The 21,750-nt window shown below is 51.1% G+C and carries 24 protein-coding genes and 1 riboswitch; all 24 genes read right to left on the reverse strand.

The genetic code is table 11. The annotated features are described in order from the left end of the window. Positions 1-634: hypothetical protein (locus GNP95_RS17510; RefSeq protein WP_196427230.1), on the reverse strand; the 634-nt coding region annotated here is incomplete at its 3' end. Positions 635-1,287: 653 nt separating this feature from the next. Then, a complete protein-coding gene (gene murA, locus GNP95_RS17515; protein WP_155612154.1) occupies positions 1,288-2,637 on the reverse strand; it encodes a UDP-N-acetylglucosamine 1-carboxyvinyltransferase in 1,350 nt (449 codons plus the stop codon). Further along, positions 2,588-2,806: a hypothetical protein gene (locus GNP95_RS25825; protein ID WP_196427231.1), complete on the reverse strand. Its 219-nt coding sequence runs from the start codon at positions 2,804-2,806 to the stop codon at positions 2,588-2,590. Before GNP95_RS25825 ends, murA begins: the two co-directional genes overlap by 50 nt. 166 nt (positions 2,807-2,972) lie before the next feature. Then, the gene (locus tag GNP95_RS17520; protein WP_155612155.1) at positions 2,973-3,224 is read right to left on the reverse strand and encodes a DUF1146 family protein; all 252 of its coding nucleotides are present in this window, start codon (positions 3,222-3,224) and stop codon (positions 2,973-2,975) included. 818 nt (positions 3,225-4,042) lie between these two features. Further along, positions 4,043-4,468, reverse strand: a complete 426-nt coding sequence (locus GNP95_RS17525; RefSeq protein WP_330163486.1) for a F0F1 ATP synthase subunit epsilon — start codon at positions 4,466-4,468, stop codon at positions 4,043-4,045. A 61-nt stretch (positions 4,469-4,529) separates the two neighbouring features. Beyond that, positions 4,530-5,930, reverse strand: a complete 1,401-nt coding sequence (atpD, locus tag GNP95_RS17530; RefSeq protein ID WP_155612156.1) for a F0F1 ATP synthase subunit beta — start codon at positions 5,928-5,930, stop codon at positions 4,530-4,532. A 147-nt stretch (positions 5,931-6,077) separates the two neighbouring features. Beyond that, a complete protein-coding gene (gene atpG / locus GNP95_RS17535; protein ID WP_155612157.1) occupies positions 6,078-6,938 on the reverse strand; it encodes an ATP synthase F1 subunit gamma in 861 nt (286 codons plus the stop codon). Positions 6,939-7,213: 275 nt separating this feature from the next. Beyond that, complete coding sequence (gene atpA, locus GNP95_RS17540) at positions 7,214-8,728, reverse strand: F0F1 ATP synthase subunit alpha (protein ID WP_155612158.1); 1,515 nt, start codon at positions 8,726-8,728, stop codon at positions 7,214-7,216. A gap of 15 nt (positions 8,729-8,743) precedes the next feature. After that, complete coding sequence (locus GNP95_RS17545; protein ID WP_155612159.1) at positions 8,744-9,292, reverse strand: F0F1 ATP synthase subunit delta; 549 nt, start codon at positions 9,290-9,292, stop codon at positions 8,744-8,746. Then, entirely contained in the window at positions 9,289-9,780 is a 492-nt protein-coding gene (atpF, locus tag GNP95_RS17550; RefSeq protein WP_330163487.1) for a F0F1 ATP synthase subunit B, read from the reverse strand. Before atpF ends, GNP95_RS17545 begins: the two co-directional genes overlap by 4 nt. 102 nt (positions 9,781-9,882) lie before the next feature. Next, on the reverse strand, positions 9,883-10,095 hold the full coding sequence (atpE, locus tag GNP95_RS17555; RefSeq protein ID WP_379393095.1) for a F0F1 ATP synthase subunit C: 213 nt from the start codon (positions 10,093-10,095) through the stop codon (positions 9,883-9,885). A 98-nt stretch (positions 10,096-10,193) separates the two neighbouring features. Then, the gene (atpB, locus tag GNP95_RS17560; RefSeq protein ID WP_155612161.1) at positions 10,194-10,958 is read right to left on the reverse strand and encodes a F0F1 ATP synthase subunit A; all 765 of its coding nucleotides are present in this window, start codon (positions 10,956-10,958) and stop codon (positions 10,194-10,196) included. Positions 10,959-10,992: 34 nt separating this feature from the next. Next, the gene (locus GNP95_RS17565) at positions 10,993-11,370 is read right to left on the reverse strand and encodes an ATP synthase subunit I (RefSeq protein ID WP_155612162.1); all 378 of its coding nucleotides are present in this window, start codon (positions 11,368-11,370) and stop codon (positions 10,993-10,995) included. Continuing rightward, the gene (locus GNP95_RS17570; RefSeq protein ID WP_155612163.1) at positions 11,363-11,596 is read right to left on the reverse strand and encodes an AtpZ/AtpI family protein; all 234 of its coding nucleotides are present in this window, start codon (positions 11,594-11,596) and stop codon (positions 11,363-11,365) included. The genes GNP95_RS17565 and GNP95_RS17570 overlap by 8 nt, the downstream gene beginning before the upstream one ends. Positions 11,597-11,700: 104 nt before the next feature. Further along, the gene (gene wecB, locus GNP95_RS17575) at positions 11,701-12,867 is read right to left on the reverse strand and encodes a non-hydrolyzing UDP-N-acetylglucosamine 2-epimerase (RefSeq protein ID WP_155612164.1); all 1,167 of its coding nucleotides are present in this window, start codon (positions 12,865-12,867) and stop codon (positions 11,701-11,703) included. Positions 12,868-12,911: 44 nt separating this feature from the next. Continuing rightward, a complete protein-coding gene (upp, locus tag GNP95_RS17580; protein ID WP_155612165.1) occupies positions 12,912-13,541 on the reverse strand; it encodes a uracil phosphoribosyltransferase in 630 nt (209 codons plus the stop codon). Positions 13,542-13,844: 303 nt separating this feature from the next. Beyond that, positions 13,845-15,095, reverse strand: coding sequence for a serine hydroxymethyltransferase (locus tag GNP95_RS17585; protein WP_155612166.1), 1,251 nt, complete (start codon positions 15,093-15,095; stop codon positions 13,845-13,847). A 56-nt stretch (positions 15,096-15,151) separates the two neighbouring features. Beyond that, positions 15,152-15,739, reverse strand: a complete 588-nt coding sequence (locus tag GNP95_RS17590; protein WP_155612167.1) for a TIGR01440 family protein — start codon at positions 15,737-15,739, stop codon at positions 15,152-15,154. A gap of 128 nt (positions 15,740-15,867) precedes the next feature. After that, positions 15,868-15,950, reverse strand: a riboswitch (ZMP/ZTP riboswitch). Positions 15,951-16,013: 63 nt separating this feature from the next. Continuing rightward, positions 16,014-16,598: a low molecular weight protein arginine phosphatase gene (locus GNP95_RS17595; RefSeq protein ID WP_155612168.1), complete on the reverse strand. Its 585-nt coding sequence runs from the start codon at positions 16,596-16,598 to the stop codon at positions 16,014-16,016. A gap of 49 nt (positions 16,599-16,647) precedes the next feature. Next, on the reverse strand, positions 16,648-17,208 hold the full coding sequence (locus GNP95_RS17600) for a manganese efflux pump MntP (protein ID WP_155612169.1): 561 nt from the start codon (positions 17,206-17,208) through the stop codon (positions 16,648-16,650). A gap of 102 nt (positions 17,209-17,310) precedes the next feature. Then, positions 17,311-18,165: a DUF72 domain-containing protein gene (locus GNP95_RS17605; protein WP_155612170.1), complete on the reverse strand. Its 855-nt coding sequence runs from the start codon at positions 18,163-18,165 to the stop codon at positions 17,311-17,313. Positions 18,166-18,194: 29 nt separating this feature from the next. Further along, on the reverse strand, positions 18,195-19,409 hold the full coding sequence (locus GNP95_RS17610) for an L-threonylcarbamoyladenylate synthase (RefSeq protein ID WP_230873890.1): 1,215 nt from the start codon (positions 19,407-19,409) through the stop codon (positions 18,195-18,197). A gap of 135 nt (positions 19,410-19,544) precedes the next feature. Further along, complete coding sequence (gene spoIIR / locus GNP95_RS17615) at positions 19,545-20,285, reverse strand: stage II sporulation protein R (protein WP_155612171.1); 741 nt, start codon at positions 20,283-20,285, stop codon at positions 19,545-19,547. Between the two features lie 118 nt (positions 20,286-20,403). Beyond that, positions 20,404-21,588: an FtsW/RodA/SpoVE family cell cycle protein gene (locus GNP95_RS17620; RefSeq protein ID WP_155612172.1), complete on the reverse strand. Its 1,185-nt coding sequence runs from the start codon at positions 21,586-21,588 to the stop codon at positions 20,404-20,406. Positions 21,589-21,750 lie beyond the last annotated feature (162 nt).

Raw genomic sequence — 21,750 nt, forward strand, 5'->3', positions numbered from 1 at the left:
GCGCGGACGGGCGCGCTGCGCTGCGCGGCTGCGGCTGCGGCGTGCCCCGCGCCGGAGCTGGCGCGCTCCGCATGCGGTCTGGCGTGCTGCCCGCAACCCTTAGCTGCGCCCAGCCGCCCCCACTTGACGGTGTAGTTCGCCCGTCCAGCTCTTCCACTGCAATACCTGCTTTGCTTTCCGCAGCACTGTTCGCCGCACTGCGCTGCCCGCTGACAGCCGCCACGCTGCGTTGCACACTCTTTACAAACCCGCCCGCCCCAGCGCTTGAAGTGCTGGACTGTATTCTGCTTTGCACATTTTGGTGCGTATTGTTTACCTCTTTGTGCAATATTGATCCTACATGCGGCTTATCCGGTCCCCTGCTTTGTCCCGGTACAAACCCCGCTTCCATATGCGCATCATCTTTTACACACAGTCCGTACTCCGTTCCCAGCGATGCCTGCTTCTGACCCTTCCGTCCTGCCACGGCTGGATCACGGCTTGCAGCGATTCTCGGCTGTTCTTGCCCTGCGGCCGCTCTTTTCCGCCAGCTGCTTTCCAGACTGCCCCCGATCGACGCACAGCTTTGATCTCTTTTATTTTTACGAGCCGATAGATTGATGACCAAATGTTCCTGATTAGAATCCGTACTCAAAATAAGCAACCTCCATCCCGATTCATGCTGCAGCCGCATGGCTTCCTCTGCCGAGGGGTTATGCGACCCTAGCGATTGAATTCGTTATACTTTTTGTTCGCTATACTTATAGATATGATCTTCACAAGCCTGCTAGAACCGGAATGGATAGGTCATCAGCCCGAATATATGAGAAACGAGCAGGTTTGATATGATGATCAGCCAGCATAATCTTATATATTGGCTCCCCTTCAAGCAGTGCTCGATATGCAATAATCTTATTCAACTCAGTTCAGCACCACTTCCCTCTGCCAACGGACAGAGCGCGCTCTATTTCTATTTTGAAGCTGAATTACAGTACTTATCGGGCCCAGTTGCACTTATGTTAATTTTCCCCTTCTATATAAGAGCTCATATAGCCAAATAACGGAACCACAGTCCGTACGCATTAGTTTTTGCTGCTTTTACGCAAAATAATGGATCAACGGTCCATTCAGTCAATTTCGCACCGATCCAATCCATTTCACGCCGACCGCGGCACCCAGCACGAATGGTGTTACACCATGTCCGGCGAAACCCAATTACGGCCATTTTCTCCTGCCGCAACAAAAAAAAGGACTGTGCACAAAAACACAGTCCTTTTCACATCTAAAGGTTATGATATTAATTCGCAATCATGCCCAGGTCGGTTGTACTTTAAGCATCGGGAGCTCATCCTTCTTATTGACAGGAACCCGTTCGCTTTGGGCAGCGGATTCCTTCTCGTCAACAGTGATTCGCCAGATGTCTGCCCCTAGGCCCGAAAGCTTCTCGGCCAAATTAACATAGCCGCGGTCAATATGATGTGTGCCGCTTACTTCCGTGGTACCATCAGCGACGAGCCCGGCAATTATGAGTGCGGCCCCGGCGCGCAAATCCGTAGCGCATACTTTGGCTCCGCTCAGCTTGGCACCGCCCGTGATGATGGAAGTACGTCCTTCCACTTTGATTTCCGCATTCATCAGTGCAAATTGCTCTACGTGCATGAAACGGTTCTCAAACACGGTTTCCGTTACCACGCTTGTTCCTTCGGACACAAGCAATAGCGCCATCATTTGCGACTGCATGTCGGTTGGGAAGCCCGGATATGGCAGCGTTTTGACGTCCACAGCCTTAAGCGGCTTATCCGCTATAACCCGCACACCATTCTCGTGTACTTCAACCTTTGCGCCCATTTCCTCAAGTTTGGCAATGACGGGACCCAGATGATCCGCAATCGCGCCCTCGACAAACACGTTTCCGCCTGTCGTGGCGGCAGCAATCATAAAGGTGCCTGCTTCGATGCGATCAGGAATTACTGTATGCTCTACGCCGCGCAGCTTCTCCACGCCTTCGATGCGAATGACGCCCGTTCCTGCACCGCGGACGATCGCGCCCATTCCGTTCAAGTAGTTGGCAAGATCTACGATTTCCGGCTCCTTCGCCGCATTCTCGATAACTGTCGTTCCTTCCGCCAGAGTAGCCGCCATCATAATATTCTCCGTTGCACCAACGCTGGCTACATCCAGATAAATTTTCGCTCCGCGCAGGCGTCCGTTCGATTTGGCTTCGATAAAACCCTGTCCTAGATTGATCTCAGCACCCATCGCTTCAAAACCTTTCAAATGCTGATCAATGGGTCTCGTACCGATCGCGCAGCCTCCAGGTAGAGAAATTCGCGTATAACCCGTGCGAGTCAACAAAGGTCCCATAACAAGAAAAGATGCCCGCATTTTCCGTACCCATTCGTACGGCGCTTCACAATTCGCGATCTTTTGCGCATTGACCGTAACTACTTCACGATCATATGTAACTGTCGCTCCGAGCGATTCCAAGACTTTGATAATGGTCATCACATCATCTAGCGGCGGGGCATCACGAATTACGCTTACGCCTTCCTCCCCCAGTAGCGATGCTGCGATGATCGGCAGCACAGAATTTTTAGCTCCGCTAACTTTAACGTTCCCGGACAAAATATTGCCGCCGCGGACGATAAATTTGCTCATCACTGTTTCCCTCCGCGCGTTCATTTTCACCCTTATTTTCGATGCAAAATAAAGGCATCCCGCTCATTTCCCTAAATTTCATCATATCATCGGTAGCTTGAGGCGCACAAGGCTCTAATCTTGTAGAAATAACACGAATCATGAAGAGTTTCGTCTTATTCGCAAGCATTCACCAGATCCCCTTGGCGTAATCCTTATTCACCATTGTTGACACAATGTTTTGATGTTATTCGACAAAGTTCACTCTGCGTATGATTACGCATAAAGGCTCCAAGACCCCCAAAAAATCCTGTAACCCGAATAGTCTAACACACTTATAACCAAAGACTTAGGAATTAAAACATATAGCGAAGCATCTGCGTATATCCCAAGTACTCCAATATGAAGGCTGCCACAAACCGTCCCAGCACGATGGCCAGAAGCAGATGGAGCAGCTTGCCTTGCGGCCCCTTCGGATGCCGGATGAATAAATCCAGCTTGAGATTTTGCAGCGCCCACCAGGACAAGACAATACAAGCCAGCGATATTAAAATGGCCGTCAAGCCATTCATGCCAACCGAAGTCGGCACTGAATCCATGGGATTCATATCTGCGCCTCCCGCCTTGTTCTATACTTATGCAACCGCCCCAGAAAGGGTTAAAACACTATAAATATATATCGGCAAGCATAATGTAAAAAATTTATAGACCCTATATATCATACTTGCCTGAGTGATAATAATCCAGTCTTTCTTTTCGCTCAGAGCGCTTCCATTTGTATATTTATTTAAAAGCTGTTTCACCCTGCTGCAATCGCAAAAACACACTCAGAATTATTGCCTCATAGCGGTCACAGGGAACCTGTTGCATTCTCCATCGTCGACATTTTCTGCTTCAATGCAACATAGTTCTATGTTACAAAATATTGTTCGTTTCCGCTACATCGAATTTGCAGCCTTGGATACTATATTCAATTTCATGCATTAAAGTCAACCATACCGCATTTTCGTATTTTCTGCGGCAGTATCCGCCATAAACCTCATGTAATATTCTGGGACATTTTTCATACGTAAACTGTAATTAAGCTTTGGAGCAAGGTTTCAGTGTGTTTTTTATACTGCCAGGTTCTTATGACCATGGCAATGCATTTACTGCCTGCAGAACATTTTTCATTAAAATTATTCAGAATTGGGCGAATGTCCCAATACCGATTGTATCTTAAGTCGGTCAAAAAAGGGGCCAAGGAAACGGTTATTACCCACTATTAATTACTACATTTTACAAGTCCTTCTTAATTTATACCTTCTTTTAATGAAGGCTGCAGGCGGATGGTTGAATATAGCTCATCGTAAGTGCCCCGCTCGCGGGTTCCCGAAAAAGAAAAAACCGAACACCAGAGTGTTCGGTTTGGCTATATAATTCACAATTAATGATGCTTTTTGATCTTCGCGTTGCCGGATACATTAATCCGGGTAATCGCCCTTTGCAGAGCCAATTCTGCACGACGGTGATCAATTCGATCCTGATTGTTGCCTGCAGACAACCTGCGCTCAGCACGCTCTCGTGCAGCTACCGCGCGATCGACATCGATCTCCTCCGGAAGCTCGGCGCTTTCTGCGAGAATGATAACTTTGTCTTTCTGGACTTCAACAAAGCCGCCATGTACCGCAATTGTGGTCGAATCTCCACCGGTTTTGGCCACAATTGGAGCAACCTGAAGCGGTGTTACCAGCGGAACGTGATGCGGCAAAATACCAAGCTCGCCCTCGACACCGCGGACGGTCAGGCTATTCACCTGCTCGGAGAACACCACTTGTTCCGGCGTAACAATTTCCAATAAAAAGGTGCTCACTAGTCATCCCTCCTGTTCGTGGGACAGTTCATTTCTGAAGCATCCGAGTTCACGGTGCGTATTACAACGTTTTTGCTTTTTCTACAGCCTCTTCGATCGTACCAACGTAGAGGAAGGCTGCTTCTGGAAGGGTATCGTGCTTGCCTTCAAGGATTTCCTTGAAGCTGCGAACCGTTTCAGCAATCGGCACATATTTACCTTTGATTCCAGTAAACTGCTCGGCAACGTGGAACGGTTGCGACAGGAAGCGTTCGATCTTCCGTGCACGGGATACGATCAGCTTGTCATCCTCGGACAACTCATCCATACCAAGGATCGCGATAATATCTTGCAATTCCTTATAACGAGCCAACAATTGTTTAACGCCTTGCGCTACGTTATAGTGTTCTTCGCCAACGATTTCAGGCGTCAAAATCCGGGAGCTGGAAGCCAGCGGGTCAACCGCAGGGAAAATCCCTTTCTCGGAAATTTTACGCTCAAGGTTCGTTGTTGCATCCAAGTGAGCAAATGTGGTCGCAGGAGCTGGATCCGTATAGTCATCCGCAGGAACATAAATCGCTTGGATGGAAGTAACGGAACCTTTCTTCGTCGATGTGATGCGCTCTTGAAGCTGACCCATCTCTGTAGCAAGCGTTGGTTGGTAACCAACCGCCGAAGGCATACGTCCAAGAAGGGCGGAAACCTCCGAACCCGCTTGAGTAAAGCGGAAGATGTTATCGATAAAGAGAAGTACGTCACGTCCCTCTTGATCACGGAAATATTCCGCCATCGTGAGGCCGGCCAAGGCTACGCGAAGCCTTGCGCCTGGTGGTTCGTTCATTTGCCCGAATACCATCGCGGTTTTACTGATAACGCCTGAGTCAGTCATCTCATGGTACAAGTCGTTACCCTCACGAGTCCGCTCGCCTACACCGGCAAATACGGAAATACCGCCATGTTCTTGAGCGATGTTATTGATCAGCTCTTGAATCGTAACGGTTTTACCAACACCCGCACCACCAAACAGGCCAATCTTACCGCCCTTGGCATATGGAGCAAGCAAGTCGATAACTTTAATACCAGTCTCAAGAATTTCCGATTGCGTCGAGAGCTCTTCGAATGAAGGCGGATCGCGGTGGATCGGATTTCTTTCGCCCGAAGTTACCTGTCCTTTATTATCAATTGTGTCTCCAAGCACGTTAAATACGCGGCCCAGAGTCACTTCACCTACTGGAACCGAAATTGGAGCGCCCAAGTCTACTGCTTCCACACCACGTACAAGACCATCGGTCGAGGACATGGCGATACAGCGGACCAGGTTGTCGCCCAAGTGATTGGATGCTTCCAGGATTAGACCACTGTCCTCATCCTGTCCACCCTGTTTCACAATTTTAATAGCGTTGAATATATCCGGGAGTTGTCCGCGTCCGAATTCAATGTCAACAACCGGACCCATTACGCTAACAACGCGTCCTTTGTTCATTATAGTTGTTTCCCTCCTTAAAGTTTTGCGGTGCTAACCAGCCGGAAGCCGTTCATGAGGAACATCACTTCTATACAATGGCTGGGAGCCATACAGTACCGCCTGGCGTTCCTGCATATCCGCAAACTATCATCGAAAACGGAAATGCTAGCTTTGAGCGTTGGCACCTGCCACGATTTCCGTAATTTCCTGGGTAATTGCCGCTTGACGAGCACGGTTATACGTCAGGGTCAGCTCGTTGATCATTTCCGTTGCGTTCTTCGTTGCGCTGCCCATTGCCGTCATCTTCGCTCCAAGCTCACTCGCCTTTCCTTCCAATAGGGCGCCGAAAATCAGTGTTTCAGCATACTTTGGAAGCAAAACTTCAAGCACAGCTTCAGGAGAAGGCTCATACTCGTATTCCGCTGTCGGTCCGGTCGTTTCGACACTGTCGAAAGGAAGCAGACGATCAACGGTCGGCAACTGGCTCATCGCATTGATGAATTTGTTATAACAAATATAGACCTCGTCAAATTGCTCTTCTTCAAAGCCCTGCACAGCCGCGTAGGCCAAAGACTTAATATCGGCGAACTTCGGCGAATCAGATAATTCGACGACATCCTTCAGCACTGGAAGCTCCCGGCGATTGAAGAATTCCCGCCCTTTGCGTCCAATCACGAATAAACCATATTCGGATTTGGATTTATGCTTCTGGCTGATTTCATCCATCACTCTACGAAGAATATTCGTATTATATCCGCCAACGAGCCCGCCATCGGCCGTAATGACAATGTAGGCCGTTCGTTTAACGGGGCGAGTCACGAGCATCGGATGTGTAACACCGTCAGTACTGGAAGCGATACTGCTGACGACTTCCTTCAGTTTCTCTGCATACGGACGGGAAGACTGGGCCTTCTCTTGCGCTCTTCTAAGCTTGGCCGAAGCGACCATCTCCATCGCCTTCGTAATCTGACGGGTGTTCTGGACACTCTTGATTTGACGTTTTATCTCGCGAATCCCTTTTGCCATGATTTCACCACCTTAAAGTTTTGGCAAAGCCAAAACTCGCATCGTAAGCATTACCTTGCTTTGGCTAAAAGCCAAAGTTACTTCGAAAGCATACGCTTAACTTCACAAAACGTATTCTCAAATTTCAGCTCTTGGCCAAAGCTGAACGTGCTCACACACCTGGCTCCAGAAATTGTCCGACCAGGCAAAACGCGATTCAGCTTTGACGCAAGCCAAAACCAGTATTCTTATACGTAATCATAAACCGGCAATTTCAGACGATTCATGAAGCTGTACTAATTAGAAGCGGAAAAACCTCTTTTGAACTTCTCGATAACTTCTTTCAGTTTTTCCTCGTTTTCTGCCGTCAAATCTTTCGTGTCGCGGATCGACTGAAGAACCTCTTCATGCTGGCTGTCCACAAAAGAAAGGAATTCAGCTTCGAAACGGCGCACATCTCCAACCGGAATATCATCAAGATATCCTTTGACTGCCGTATACAAGCTAATAACCTGTTTTTCAACGGATAGAGGTTGGTTTACGCCCTGTTTCAAGATTTCCATCATACGGGAACCACGAGTCAAACGAGCTTGCGTCGATTTATCGAGGTCGGAACCGAATTGGGAGAATGCCTGAAGCTCGCGGTATTGCGCCAAATCCAGACGAAGCGTACCAGCAACCTTCTTCATCGCTTTGATTTGGGCGGATCCACCTACCCGGGATACCGAGATACCGACGTTGATCGCCGGACGTTGGCCGGAGTAGAACAAGTCGGACTCCAGGAAGATCTGACCATCCGTAATGGAGATAACGTTCGTCGGAATATACGCCGATACGTCAGAAGCTTGGGTCTCGATAAATGGAAGTGCGGTAATCGACCCGCCACCCAGTTCATCGCTTAGCTTCGCTGCACGCTCCAACAGGCGGGAATGCAGATAGAAGACGTCACCCGGATATGCCTCACGGCCCGGAGGACGGCGAAGCAAGAGGGACAGCTCACGATAAGCAGCCGCTTGCTTGGACAAGTCGTCATAAATAATGAGTACGTGCTCGCCTTTGTACATAAAGTACTCGGCCATTGCAACGCCCGCATATGGCGCGATATAAAGAAGCGGTGACGGCTCCGAAGCAGATGCCGTAACGACAATCGTGTAATCAAGCGCTCCATGGCGACGAAGCGTCTCAACCACGTTTACGACAGTCGATTGCTTCTGTCCGATAGCTACGTATACGCATTTTACACCATTGCCTTTTTGGTTAATGATCGTATCGATCGCAATAGCGGTTTTACCTGTTTGACGGTCACCAATGATCAGCTCGCGCTGTCCGCGGCCGATTGGAACCATCGAGTCGATCGCTTTGATCCCGGTTTGCATCGGCTCATGAACCGATTTCCGGTCGATAACGCCCGGCGCATTGTTCTCAACGGGACGGAACTCCGTTGTTGCAACAGGTCCCTTTCCGTCTATCGGCTGACCCAACGGGTTCACAACGCGGCCCAGCAGGGCATCCCCTACGGGTACCTGCATAATTTGCCCGGTGCGTTTCACTTGGTTACCTTCACGAATATCGCTGTATGGTCCTAGAATAACAACCCCGACGTTGCTTTCTTCCAGGTTCAGCGCAAGACCAAAAACGCCGTTCTCAAACTCGAGTAGTTCGTTTGCCATGGCGTTCTCAAGCCCGTGGACGCGTGCGATACCATCACCAACTTGAATAACGGTGCCGACTTCGGCCACTTCAATTTCCGATTTATATTGTTCGATCTGACTTTTAATCAGCGTACTGATTTCTTCAGGTCTGATACTCAAGTTTTTCACCCCTATCTACAGTGCTTGTCTTCGAAAAGACTTCTCAAGCCGTTCAAGCTTTCTGGCCAAACTTCCATCGTACAGCGTATCGCCGATTCTGACTTTCATTCCGCCGAGCAGGTCTTTATCAATCTCGTTCAGAACACGAATCTTCTTGTTCACCAACGCGCCAAACTCGTCCGCAATTGCCGATTTCTCCTCTTCACTGAGAGGGTATGTCGTATAGACGATAGCCGTGGCAAGACCGAATGCATCCCCGGTAATTTTGATATAACGGTTCAGCAATTCTGGTAAAATTCCGGTTCTACCCCGCTCCACAAGCAGCTTTACCAATGAGACGACGGGCTTAGAGAGCTTGCCCTCGAGAGCAGCTTCAAGCGCTTCCCATTTCACCGCTTCTGAAATATTCGGAGTAGAAATGAACTTCTGGATATCCTTATCTTCATAAAAAGCATGTACGAGAGCTCTGATTTCCTGTTCAACTTCCAGTGTACGCCCTTCCTGCGCAGCAATTTCATACAGGGCTTTGGCGTATCTGCCCGCTACAACAGCTTCACGGCTCATGATTTGCTACCTACCTCTTTAAGATATTGGTTCACAAGCTTCTCTTGTTCTTCAGGATTATTCTCGACCTCACGCTCAATCAGCTTGGAGGCAATGTTGACGGAGAAAGCACCAATCTCGCCGCGCAGAGATTCGACAGCTTTGTTTCTCTCGTTCTCGATATCGCGGACAGCTTCGTTCTTCAAGCGCGTAGCATCCTGCTTCGCCTGCTCCAGCAAATCCCGGGCTTGCTTGCTGCTGCTTTGCTTCGATTGTTCAATGATTTCATAAGCTTCCTGACGTGCCTGGCTAAGAGCCTCTTTCTGCTCTTCGACATACGCGTTTGCTTGCTCTCTAGTTTGCTTAGCTTCTTCTAATTGTCCAAGTACCAGCTCGCGACGTTTCTCCATTACTTCAAACAGCTTGCCAAAAGCAAACTTGTTCAGCAGCCAATAAAGAATTCCAAAAGCAAGCATGGTAATAATAATATTCTCCCAAAGGACAGTCACGGATGTCACTCCTTTCCGTTAATAATAGTTTCTAATGTTATTTCTGTTCTTAAAACGAAGGCGTGGATGGCATAGGCCCTCCCCGCCAAACCGAAACTATTATTAAGAGAACATGATCAAGAACGCGATAACCGTTGCTGCGAGCGGAACAACCTCAACGATACCAACACCGATGAACATCGTCGTTTGAAGCTTGTTAGCTGCTTCTGGTTGACGAGCGATAGACTCAACTGTACTCTTTACGATCATCCCGTTACCAATACCTGCACCAAGTGCACCCATACCTACTGCAATAGCTGCTGCCAAATACGTCAATCCCATCTTAAATATCCTCCTTTAATATGTTCCTTTTATTATTAGTTATAATAGATCTCTGACAGGATGAAGCCATGCGGCCTCTTGCCTAGAGTTTACTAATGCTCTTCTTCGTGAATCGTGTACTGTGAAATGTATACCATCGTCAAAATGGTGAAAATGTAAGCCTGCAGTGCGCCAACGAATATACTGAAGCCCTGCCAAATGCCCATAAACGGAATACCGAGGTAACCCATCTTGATGATAACCGCAATCAGAACCTCACCTGCGAAGATGTTCGCAAATAGACGGATAGCCAATGCGATCGGCTTGGACAAATTCTCGATGATGTTCAGCGGCAAGAAAATTGGAAACGGCTCAAGGTAATGCTTGAAGTAATGCTTCCTATTATTCTTGATACCCAGGAAGTTCATCAGAATAAATACGACCAGCGCAAGTCCAGCCGTTACGGCAATATCAGCGGTAGGAGATTTCCACCATAAAATGTGGGCATGTTCCCCGTCCTTCAAAGTAGCCGTGGCTTCAATGACCTTCCCAAATACCATCTCAGGCTTATGGGCCTCAGTGATCACACCGAGCGGAAGCCCCAGAAGGTTAGATACGAATATGAATAAAATCAAGGTCAATCCCAATGATATATAAGGCTTGCCCTTCTTCAAGCTCATGGTGCTTCCAACAATCCCTTGAACGAACTCAACGACCCATTCCATAAAGTTCTGCATCTTGGATGGATTCTCGACCGATAAATTCGCTACAGCTAATCGGCATATGACAAATACGATGAGCATACTTACTAGAAGCATCATAACGGCGGATAAATCCAGGTGAAATCCTCCAAGCATAATTATCGGTGCGTCATGCATTTATTGTACTCACCCCTTTCCCCGCTTAAGATGTTCAAGCTTTGTTGCGAATTCCGATGACAATACTCACCGGGATCGTTAATAGCTGCGGAATGAATAACCCCAGAAGAACAGCCATTAACGACACTTGTTCAAACTTAACTGCTACCATAACTGCAAGAAAAACTAGACAAATTCTAGTAACGAAACCGAAATTAAACCTGCGCTGCTCCTGACTGACAACGAGCTGAACCAACTGCCGCACTTTAAGGGATAAATAACGGACGTAGATCAATCCGACAGCGAATCCCAAAATAAACCCGGCGAGAAGCGGCCTATACTCCGGGAGTACAGCCCATCCGAATAATAACGCGGATAGCAGCAGAAACGTAATCCGGAATACGGCTGTGACAATGGAACCTAAATCATCCATTCTGCGCCCCCAAAAACTTTTTGATTAGTACAAATATGTTGACGATTCCGAGGACGAGACCGGCTATCGCCCCGATAGCAATCCAGTAATTCGGGCCGTCAAAACGCTCCGTAAGCCATCTTGCACTCCAAAAGCCGACAACAATATACATAGCCAGCAAAAAGCCCGCCCCGCTAATGTAAGCGGCAGCAATCCAGAGATTGCCATTATTATCAGGAATTCTCATGTCGAACAATCCCAACTTATTTTACTGAATGTGTCTACTTTTTGTCAACGAAAGCGTTCCAAACCGTACAGTATAACTGTATGCTATCTCGTTCAAAAACACAATTATTGATCATTCGAATTTGTGAACTTTCTGTGAAAATCCTCTGGACGATGATCAATTACACCGAAATGGTGATATATCGCATTGACAATTCTTTCAGAGGCTCTTCCATCCCCGTAAGGATTTGCCGCCCGGCTCATGGATTCATAAAGCGAAACGTCCGTCAACAGCGCCTTGATCCGTTCATAGACCATCTCCTCATCCGTACCGACAAGTTCAAGCGTCCCTGCCTCAATCCCTTCCGGGCGCTCCGTCGTATCGCGGAGCACAAGCACTGGGACGCCAAAGGAAGGAGCCTCCTCCTGCATACCGCCCGAATCCGTTACGATCAGATGAGTATGCGGATAAATGTTGTGGAAATCCACAACGTCAAGAGGCTCGATCAGCTTGATGCGCGGATGGCCTCCCAGCGTGGCATGTGCCGGTTCTCTAACCGGAGGGCTAGGATGCACCGGGTAGACGATGGCCACATCCTCGAACTCATCAGCAATGCGCTTTACAGCACGGAAAATGTTCATATGCGGCTCGCCTTGCGATTCCCGGCGGTGAGCCGTCATAAGAATCAGCCGTTTGCCGGCAGCAAAGTCCAGCGCTGAGTTCCAGTAATTAGGCTGTACTGTATATTGAAACACATCCGTTATCGTGTTGCCTGTGATATATATACTTGACTCCGGCTTATTTTCCTTGCGCAAGTTGTTGGCTGACCACTCGGTCGGTGCAAAATGCAAATCCGCCAGAACCCCTGTTAATTGGCGGTTCATCTCCTCGGGATATGGCGACCATTTATTCCAAGTGCGCAGTCCAGCCTCGACATGCCCGATTTTAATACCCTGCAGAAACGCCGCATAGCTGGCCAAAAAGGTAGTCAGGGTATCCCCATGGACAAGCACGATATCCGGCTTCGCTTCGCGCAGAACGCTCTCCAGGCCGCCCAGGACCCGGATCGTGATTTCATTCAGGGTCTGGTTCGGCTTCATGACATCCAGGTCATAGTCCGGAACGATTTTGAACACCTCGAGCACCTGATCCAGCATCTCGCGATGCTGTGCCGTAACGCAGACCACCGATTCGATATGCTCCTTATGCTTCTGCAGCTCAAGAATTAACGGGGCCATCTTGATCGCTTCAGGCCTGACGCCAAAAATAGTCATTACCTTAATTTTAGACATGATTATTCCTTTCCTTAATTAATACCGCATCGTCCGCGGGTACTTTATTTTGTTCCATAGAGCCGGTCGCCCGCATCTCCCAATCCCGGAACGATGTAGCCATGCTCATCCAGGCGTTCATCCAGCGCAGCAACATAAATATCCACGTCAGGGTGAGCTTCCTGAACGGCTTGTACACCTTCAGGCGCCGCAATCAGGTTCATCATTTTAATTTGCGTACAGCCGCGCTTCTTCAGCACATCGATCGCGGCGATCGCCGATCCGCCCGTAGCCAGCATCGGGTCGATCACAATAAGCTCGCGCTCCTGAACGTCTGTCGGCAGCTTTACATAATATTCGACAGGCTGCAGGGTCTGCGGATCGCGGAACAATCCCACATGGCCTACCTTAGCTGCAGGAAGCAGCTTCAGCACGCCATCAAGCATGCCTAGGCCCGCGCGAAGAATAGGAATCAATCCGAGCATCCGTCCGGAGATCACTTTAGCCTCAGCCTCGCATACAGGCGTCTGCACCGTAATCGACTCCAACGGAACTTCTCTCGTAATCTCATAAGCCATCAGCGTGGCCACTTCATCCACCAATTCGCGGAAATCCTTCGTGTTCGTTTGCATGTCTCGAATAAAAGTCAGTTTGTGTTGAATCAAAGGGTGATCACATACCACCAGTTTTCCCATTATTTGTCCCTCCGGTTTATAGCTGAGTCTTCTCATCAGATGACAATCTCTAGCATCAAATGACGATCCTTTACATCAAATGATGCACAAATCCTGTTTATTATATCACTGTCTTTTTCCGATTGCTACGAACTGTATCAACCTGACTTCCGCCTTGCATCTAATGGCCTAATGAAATTAATTTACCGGCTTACTTTTATGAAGTCAGCCCCTCTTTAATTCTATAAAAAAAGGGCGTCCCTTACCTTCAGGTATCGGGACGCCACTCGTCATTCATGCTTTGGCTTGCTTCTTGAGCCTCAATTATTCGTAACGCAGCTCAGGGTACAGCGGGAATTGATCCGTTAACGCGCTAACCTCTTTGCGGGCTTGATCCAAGACAGACTCGTCCTTGGAGTTTTTAAGAACGTTGGCAATAATTTGTCCGATTGTTTTCATCGCCGCTTCATCCATGCCGCGGGAGGTAGCCGCAGGCGTACCGATGCGGATCCCGCTGGTGACGAACGGGCTGGTAGGATCAAATGGAATAGCATTTTTGTTCACAGTAATGCCGATGGAATCAAGCACATGCTCTGCGTCCTTGCCCGTGATGTTCAGATTGCGGGTATCGATCAGCATCAGATGGTTGTCCGTACCGCCGGACACCAGATTGAGTCCTTCGCCAACCAGCGTTTCAGCCAATGCTTTCGCATTCTTGACGACGTTCTCTGCATAGGTCTTGAACGATGGCTGCAGAGCCTCGCCCAAGGCAACCGCTTTGGAAGCAATAACATGCATGAGCGGACCGCCTTGCGTGCCCGGGAATACTGCTTTATCGATCGCCGCTGCCCAAGGCTTGCGGCAGAGGATCATGCCGCCGCGCGGACCGCGAAGCGTCTTGTGCGTCGTTGTCGTCACAAAATGCGCATGAGGAACCGGATTTGGATGAAGACCAGCAGCAACCAGGCCCGCGATATGAGCCATGTCTACCATAAAGAGCGCGCCGACATCATTGGCAATGGAAGCCAGTTTCTCGAAGTCAATGATGCGCGGATAAGCGCTGGCTCCAGCTACGATCAGGCGAGGGCGGTGTTTGAAAGCCGCTTTGCGCACTTCATCATAATCGATAAGGAATGTATCTTCTTGTACGCCGTAAGCTACAAAGTTATAAAGCAGACCAGAGGCATTAACCGGGCTTCCGTGCGTCAAGTGTCCGCCATGAGCCAGGTTCATGCCCAAAACCGTATCCCCAGGGTTGAGCGCAGCCAGATATACCGCAAGGTTCGCTTGGGCACCGGAGTGAGGCTGAACGTTGGCATGCTCTGCTCCAAACAATTCCTTGGCGCGGTCACGGGCGATGTCCTCTACGATATCCACGTGTTCGCAGCCGCCATAATAGCGTTTGCCTGGATATCCTTCCGCGTATTTGTTCGTCAGCACGGAACCCATAGCTTCGATAACCGCTTCGCTGACAATGTTCTCGGAAGCAATCAGTTCGATGTTGTTCCGTTGGCGCTTAAGCTCCAGATTCATCGCTTCCAGTACTGCAGGGTCTTGTTTTTTCAATTGATCCATTGTCCAAAATCCTCCTTATATTAAAAAATAATAAATTTGTGATGACACTCCAAACATCAATCGCACAGATGCGAATCCTGCACCTCCGGCAGCTGATAGACCGCCCGTTCCCCGCCGATCAGTTTCGGCCGCGTCCAAGCTGCGGTCACCCTGGCCTCCCCGATATACCGCCTCGCTGGGCGATAAGGAACAGCTACGCGCTTTAGATGCATGCCGATCAGCGTCTCGCCGACATCCAGGCCGCCATGAGCCTGAACGCTCTCTGCCAGGCAGGGCTGCTTCAGCTGGCGGTATGCCGCAGCTGCCATTGAACCGCCTGCCTTCGGCACAGGCACAGCCGCAACTTCAGTTAAACCCAGCCGCTCCAGCACAGAACGCTCCATGACCAGTGCCCGGTTCAAATGCTCGCAGCATTGAAAGGCTATTTCAAAGCCATGCTTGCTCTGCACTTCGGCAAATCCGGCATACAATTCAGCGGCTATATTCTCTGCGCCAGCCGTACCGATCCGTTGCCCCGCCACCTCGCTTGTACTAGCTCCGATGACAACCAGATGCCCGGATCCGAGGGAAGCTGCGGAGACCAGTTCCTCCAACACCTCGGCCGCTTGCTCGCGAAGCGATTGCTCCGTTCGTTCTATATCCATTATCGTATCCACCCTTCATAGACAAGCTTGTCTATATTATACCTAATAATTAAGAGGGATAGTGACGGCGGCGGTGCAGCGAATTGTCTGAAATGACGAAAAAGAGCATGACGCAGCAGATGCGTCGTGCTCTTTGCCCAGGCGACCGGCCGTATATTCCGATGCTCCATTGTGGTTTGATCCACTATCGTCGCCAGTTACATCGGATCCATTTCCATTCCACTTAAGAATAAAACATGCGCGTCACAATTGCAACCCGCTTTTTGCCTTTTCATTAACGTAAACGCTCTCTCTCGAGCTTCGCAATGAGCTTCTCCAAGGCGGCACTGATTTCTTGGGCCGTAAGGTTATAATCCTCACGACTGCCTCCGAATGGATCAGAAATGTCGTACCGCGGCATCCGCTGCAGCAGCTCGCGAATCCGCTGTTCCTTAGCCTCTTCCAAAGCTTGGCCCAGCGCGCGGCTCAGTTCAAGATCAGCGATCAACTGGTTAAGCTCGGCCTGCTCAGCCAGAACAACCTCATCATCCTCGACATATTCCTTCAACGTATAAATTTTATCCGCCTTCTCTGGGAAAGCGGCTATCGCCTGCTGCTTATGCCCCCCAGTCAGCGTAAGTATAAGATCGGCCCACTCGATCAATTCGGCATGAAGCGGGGTTGATGTGATCTGGTCATGGATTCCCTGATCCTTCAGCACGCCTTCGGCATGCCGGGAGATCGGCAGCCCCGCCACAGCGGCCACGCCCGCCGAAGCAACCTCCGCATCGATTCCCCGCTCCCGCGCCAGCTTGCGGAATATTCCTTCCGCCATCGGACTGCGGCAAGTGTTGCCGGTGCATACAAACAATATTCGCAAGCCTGTTCACCTCCAGCTAATATCTGGTTGTATCTTATGTGACATTGTATCAAAAGATGAAAATTAGTCCAAACGCAAGCAAAATGGCGCCGCCGGCAGCCTCCCCATATTCACCCAGCCGGCTCCCTACACCCCGGCCGAGCAGCAGACCCATGATCGACATGATCCCGCCAAACATAGCAAAAGCAATGACCGTCAGCAGCAGGTCGCTATGGAACATGCCCAGGGATACTCCTACAGAAAAGGAGTCCACGCTCACGCTTAGCGAAAACAGCAATACGCCAAAAAATGAACGGGTATCCACGAGCCGCTCATTGCCGCCAAAAAATGAGTTCCATATCATATGCCCCCCTAGGAGCACAAGCAAGCTGCCGGATACGTACTTGGACAGCCCTCCCAGCAATTCCCCCGCATATTGCCCGGCAACAATGCCCAGCAGCGGCATCAAAAAGTGGAACAAAGCAACCAGCAAGCTGATCCGGAATATTTCCATGCTCCTTACGCCGCGCATACCTATACCGACTCCCAGGGAAAAGGCGTCCATTCCCAAAGCTGCGGCCATTAAAGCTATCGTTAACAATTCACCCAGCCGCTCGAATACTACAGCCATAACGCCACACTCCCATGTCCGAGGATGGTTTTGTACAACCATATGCGAACAAAGGGTGGTTCATGACAAGCTTTTGGCCGTTGCCCTGCAGCCTATCCTTGGCTACTCACCGAATAAATCAAGCTGGGAAGGCGGCAGCTCCGCCGGCTCCATCCCGAGAATCTCCATCATCTCCCGGGCGTTCGAAGCCGCATCGCCGCCGGAGTTATTATTAAAAATCATGCAGATTTCCTTCGCACCCCGCGACTCCAGCACGCGAAGCATATTCCGCCATTCCGTCAATTCCTCTCGATTATAGCGGTACAAATAACGGATCTCCCTCCAATTGGGCGCACCGCTTTGCGTCCAGCCGGCGGTATTCCTGCCATGGAGCCGGACGATCGTCAACCGCTCGTCCGTTGGTTCAAGCACCGTAGGCACCGAGCCCAGGCCCACTTGAGGCTCGTCGCAGACGATATGAATCCAGCCTTCCTCACGCATAAAGTCCAGCGTTCGCTCGCGCATTCCCTCGGCAAACCAGCTCTGGTGCCTGAACTCAAGCGCTAACGGCAGCTGCCCCATCCATTTTCTGACCGCCCGCAGCTGCCGGACATGATCGGGATTGCAGTCGAACCAAGGCGGGAACTGGAACATCACCGCACGAAGACGTCCAGATTCCACGACCGGCTCGATCGAATCCAGATAAGCCTGGAACATGGGCCCAGGCCCCTCGAACGGAACCTTTCCCCGGGCGTGCCCGGTCATGCCTTGATAGGCCTTGAGAATAAAAGTAAACGAAGGCGGCGTCATCTCCAGCCAGCGAGAATACGTATCCCTGCCCAAAACAGCGTAAAACGAGCTGTCGACTTCCACAACGGGAAAATGACGGGCGTACCATCCCAGCTTCTGCTTGGACGGAGTGCCGGGCGGATACAGATCGTCATGATCTCCCCACCCGGTAAGCCCGATAGATATCATACGGCTTCACCGCCTTTCGTCAGTATTCCTTATACATCTATTACGTCATGCCCCGCCGCTTTAAGCAGGCGGTTCATGACGGCGGCGCCGAGGCCGTCCTCGGGGCAGGCCTCGGCCAGCATGTACGTGACGCCGCGCTCGTCGAAGCGGCGGAGCGCCGCGTAGAGACGGTGCGCAGCCGTCTCCAGCGCATGGACGCTGCCGAGCGAGAGCACGCAGTCGGCGCGGAAGTAAGGGAGGTGCTCGTCGAACGCGAGCACACCCGTCACTTCCCCGCGCCGCGCGGCCGCCTCGAGCTCGGCGGCAATCCGGGCCGCCACAGCTTCAGCGGCGGCCCCTCGCACGATGCGCAGCGTTCCGCGCGGCGCATAGTGCGTGTACTTCATTCCCGGCGACTTCGGTGCCGGGATGTCCTGGGCCCCGCCCGCCTCCCGCAGGGCGGGGTCCAGGGTCACGCCGCCCGGGGCGACGCGGGCGAGCTGCTCGGCCGTGATCCCGCCGGGGCGGAGCACGGTGACGGTGCCGTCAGCGCCGGCCTCCACCACCGTCGACTCCACGCCCACCCCCGTGGGCCCGCCGTCGACGATGCCGTCGATCACGCCGGCCAGATCCTCGCCCACATGCTGCGCCAGCGTGGGGCTCGGCCGCCCCGACCGGTTGGCGCTGGGCGCCGCCACCGGGCACCCCGCTGCGGCAATCAGCCGCAGCGCCACATCGTGGGCCGGCATACGCACGGCCACGGTGGGCAGTCCCGCCGTCACGCGCGGCGAGACGGCGCCGGGAGCCGCTGGCAGCACCAGCGTCAGCGGCCCCGGCCAGTAAGCCTCCATGAGCGCGCGCGCCGTCTCGTTCACCTCGGTAACGAGACCGTCCAGCTGCTTCACGTCGGCGATATGCACGATCAGCGGGTTGTCAGATGGCCGCCCTTTGGCGGCAAAAATCAACTCCACCGCTGCCGTGCTCCGGGCATCCGCGCCGAGGCCGTACACCGTCTCGGTCGGAAAGGCCACCGTTCCTCCTGCCGCCAGCACCGCTGCTGCCTCCGCGATCGCTTTTTCACCGTCCGATCCTTTGGCGTCCCACCATTGCGTCCGCTCTCCACCGGCTGCATTCGTACCCTGCGGCCGAATCCCTGGCTCCAGCTCCCGTTCCCCAGACCGCTTGTCACGCGTAGAACCTTCGCCTCGCAGCTCCATTATTCCGCTTTCCTCCATCGATTCCTTGACCTGATCCTTATCGTTCATGGCGTATCCACTCTAACTTTCATCTATAGTTGTAATTATTATAACCCAACCCGCCCAGCGCAAAAAGCTTGTCCGCCTCCATAACCCTATCCGCCCGGTTATACGCTTGGCATGACAAGCCTTCTTTTCAATCGCTTATTTAAACAAGCCCACAATCCAATCCCACAGTCCCGACAGCATATCCCACAGGAAAAAACGAACCTCCGCCTTCTCCTGCTGCACCGGCACATGCGTCTGCCCTGCTTCGTCCATATCGCCCGAACCTGGAGCGTTAGCTAGATCGGCGGCGCCTGCCGCAACTGCGCTCCCCGATGCCGGGGCCTTAGTTGGAAGATCAGCCTCAGCCTCGCTCCTGCCTTTCGCCAGCGCCTCCCCGCTCCCAGCGTCGATGAAGCAAAGCGGCGGAAACAGCACGCACCACCAATTTTTGCCCTCGCCCTTCCCCAATGTCACGCGCAGCGCTTCATAATCCCCTGCCGGATAAACGGCTCCGCCGTACATTTTCGTCGGAAAGGGGACAACCCCCAGCTCCACTTTATAAGCATAGGCTTTACCGCTTTTTTCAAGCGTCCGCTTTACCGTGTCTTCTACTAAATCGAGGTTGCTCTGTATGACCCGCCGAGCCTCCGCAAGGCTGACGGGAGCTTCCAGCTGCTGAACCCATCCATTCATCTGCTCAACGATCGCGTCGCGAACCTGCCGTTTGACCGCCTGATCTCCCGGCCGATCCGAATTAGCAAGGATCCTCAGCCGGATTGATTCCTCCGGTATGGAGCTGCCGAGAGCAGCGGCATCGTTTTTTTGTCCTTCCCAAGACATGAACAAAATCATTAAGCTGCAAAAAATAAGTGCGATACTGCGGAACTGCCGTCTCATTGCCGTTTCCCCCTCTACGAAACTACTGATGTCTATCAGTATGTCCGTTTAAGAGAAACGTAAACCTATCCATCTGCTAGATTAAGCTCTAATTCTACTAATCTATGGCCGCGGCAAATTACTGAGACCTGATTGAAGCGTACCGCGAAGTGGTCAAGGGGTGATCCTCCTCCGCCTCCTTGCCGTGAATCATAATACTCATCGCTACCCCGATGCTGGCCATATTAATCATCAATGACGTCCCCCCGTAACTGATAAAGGGCAAAGTAATTCCCGTCAGCGGCATCAGGCCAATGAACATCCCGATGTTCTCGAAAATCTGGTACAGCAGCATCGCCACGATGCCGACGATCAGCAGCGGTCCGGAACGGTCCCGGCAATCCAGCGATATTAGAATCAGCCTATGAATCAGGACAAAATACAGCAGCAGCAATACTGAGCAGCCAATAAAGCCGAATTCCTCGGCTATGACGACAAAGATCGAATCGGAATACGTGAGCGGCACTAGATCAGCCTGAACGTTGGCGCCCTGCATGAAGCCTTCGCCCGTCATTCCGCCGGTGGCGATAGCCAGCTTGGCATTTTTCGTATGATAGATCGCCTTGTCCGTGGCCATTTCCGGCATTAGCCAAGGGTCAATCCGTTCGATCCAGTGCTCCCGTCCGATATTTTCGAAGAAAGCATATACCTGCTCATAATATATTTTGTATGCACTGATCCCACCCAGAACGGATCCGCCAAAAATCGCCAAGGCAATCAATGCATGCGTGTATTTGATATTTCCAATCCAGAGCATCCCCGCCAAAATCACGAGATAACTCAGCGCATTCCCCAAGTCATTCTGAGCCATCACCGCGACAAAGGGGATGAAGGTTAACAAGCATACCGGCACGACATCCCGCCAGAACAATAGTCCAGATTTCCGCTTGCGAACCAGCAGGAATCCTAGAAAAATAACGAGGATCAGCTTAAAAAATTCCGCCGGCTGAAAGCTGATTCCGCCCGGCAGCGTCATCCAGCCCGTCGCGTTATGATATGTGTTCCCAATGAACATGACCACGACGAGCAGACATAGTCCAAACAAATAAATATATATCGCATTTTTGATCAGCAGGCGGAAATCAAGCATGGACACCAGAAAAAACACGGCAAAACCCAAAATGTAATATTTCAGCATTTGCAGGTGATACCCGCTGTACTTCGTGCCCGAGGTTGCGCTGTAAAGGACCGCGATACTGATCCCCATGAGGATAAGCAAAATAAATACAATCGTGAAGTCAATTTTTTTAAGCTTGTTAAGCATTTGCTGTCCTCCTGCTCCAAACGATGAATGTGCAAAAATCGCCACTACATTTATTGTAAGTAAAAGTCAGGTTAAAGTCTATCTGGCAGCCCCAGAAAAAGATTCTCCGAAGACAGGCGCCTTGCCTGCCGACAGCTCCTCTGAGAATAGACCCAGCCTTCA

The sequence above is a fragment of the Paenibacillus woosongensis genome (assembly GCF_009725165.1).
In the GTDB taxonomy this organism is placed as follows: domain Bacteria; phylum Bacillota; class Bacilli; order Paenibacillales; family Paenibacillaceae; genus Fontibacillus; species Fontibacillus woosongensis.

Excerpts from the sequence above, each read along its gene's own strand:
- upp (WP_155612165.1), bottom strand. The coding sequence starts at position 13,541 with ATGGGAAAACTGGTGGTATGTGATCACCCTTTGATTCAACACAAACTG.
- GNP95_RS17570 (WP_155612163.1), bottom strand. The coding sequence starts at position 11,596 with ATGAGAATTCCTGATAATAATGGCAATCTCTGGATTGCTGCCGCTTAC.
- GNP95_RS17605 (WP_155612170.1), bottom strand. The coding sequence starts at position 18,165 with ATGATATCTATCGGGCTTACCGGGTGGGGAGATCATGACGATCTGTAT.
- GNP95_RS17520 (WP_155612155.1), bottom strand. The coding sequence starts at position 3,224 with ATGAATCCCATGGATTCAGTGCCGACTTCGGTTGGCATGAATGGCTTG.
- GNP95_RS17610 (WP_230873890.1), bottom strand. The coding sequence starts at position 19,409 with ATGAACGATAAGGATCAGGTCAAGGAATCGATGGAGGAAAGCGGAATA.
- atpG (WP_155612157.1), bottom strand. The coding sequence starts at position 6,938 with ATGGCAAAAGGGATTCGCGAGATAAAACGTCAAATCAAGAGTGTCCAG.
- GNP95_RS17585 (WP_155612166.1), bottom strand. The coding sequence starts at position 15,095 with ATGGATCAATTGAAAAAACAAGACCCTGCAGTACTGGAAGCGATGAAT.
- GNP95_RS17620 (WP_155612172.1), bottom strand. The coding sequence starts at position 21,588 with ATGCTTAACAAGCTTAAAAAAATTGACTTCACGATTGTATTTATTTTG.
- GNP95_RS25825 (WP_196427231.1), bottom strand. The coding sequence starts at position 2,806 with ATGCTTGCGAATAAGACGAAACTCTTCATGATTCGTGTTATTTCTACA.
- wecB (WP_155612164.1), bottom strand. The coding sequence starts at position 12,867 with ATGTCTAAAATTAAGGTAATGACTATTTTTGGCGTCAGGCCTGAAGCG.
- GNP95_RS17590 (WP_155612167.1), bottom strand. The coding sequence starts at position 15,739 with ATGGATATAGAACGAACGGAGCAATCGCTTCGCGAGCAAGCGGCCGAG.
- murA (WP_155612154.1), bottom strand. The coding sequence starts at position 2,637 with ATGAGCAAATTTATCGTCCGCGGCGGCAATATTTTGTCCGGGAACGTT.
- GNP95_RS17600 (WP_155612169.1), bottom strand. The coding sequence starts at position 17,208 with ATGGCTGTAGTATTCGAGCGGCTGGGTGAATTGTTAACGATAGCTTTA.
- atpD (WP_155612156.1), bottom strand. The coding sequence starts at position 5,930 with ATGAACAAAGGACGCGTTGTTAGCGTAATGGGTCCGGTTGTTGACATT.
- atpB (WP_155612161.1), bottom strand. The coding sequence starts at position 10,958 with ATGCATGACGCACCGATAATTATGCTTGGAGGATTTCACCTGGATTTA.
- GNP95_RS17545 (WP_155612159.1), bottom strand. The coding sequence starts at position 9,292 with ATGAGCCGTGAAGCTGTTGTAGCGGGCAGATACGCCAAAGCCCTGTAT.
- spoIIR (WP_155612171.1), bottom strand. The coding sequence starts at position 20,285 with ATGAGACGGCAGTTCCGCAGTATCGCACTTATTTTTTGCAGCTTAATG.
- GNP95_RS17565 (WP_155612162.1), bottom strand. The coding sequence starts at position 11,370 with ATGGATGATTTAGGTTCCATTGTCACAGCCGTATTCCGGATTACGTTT.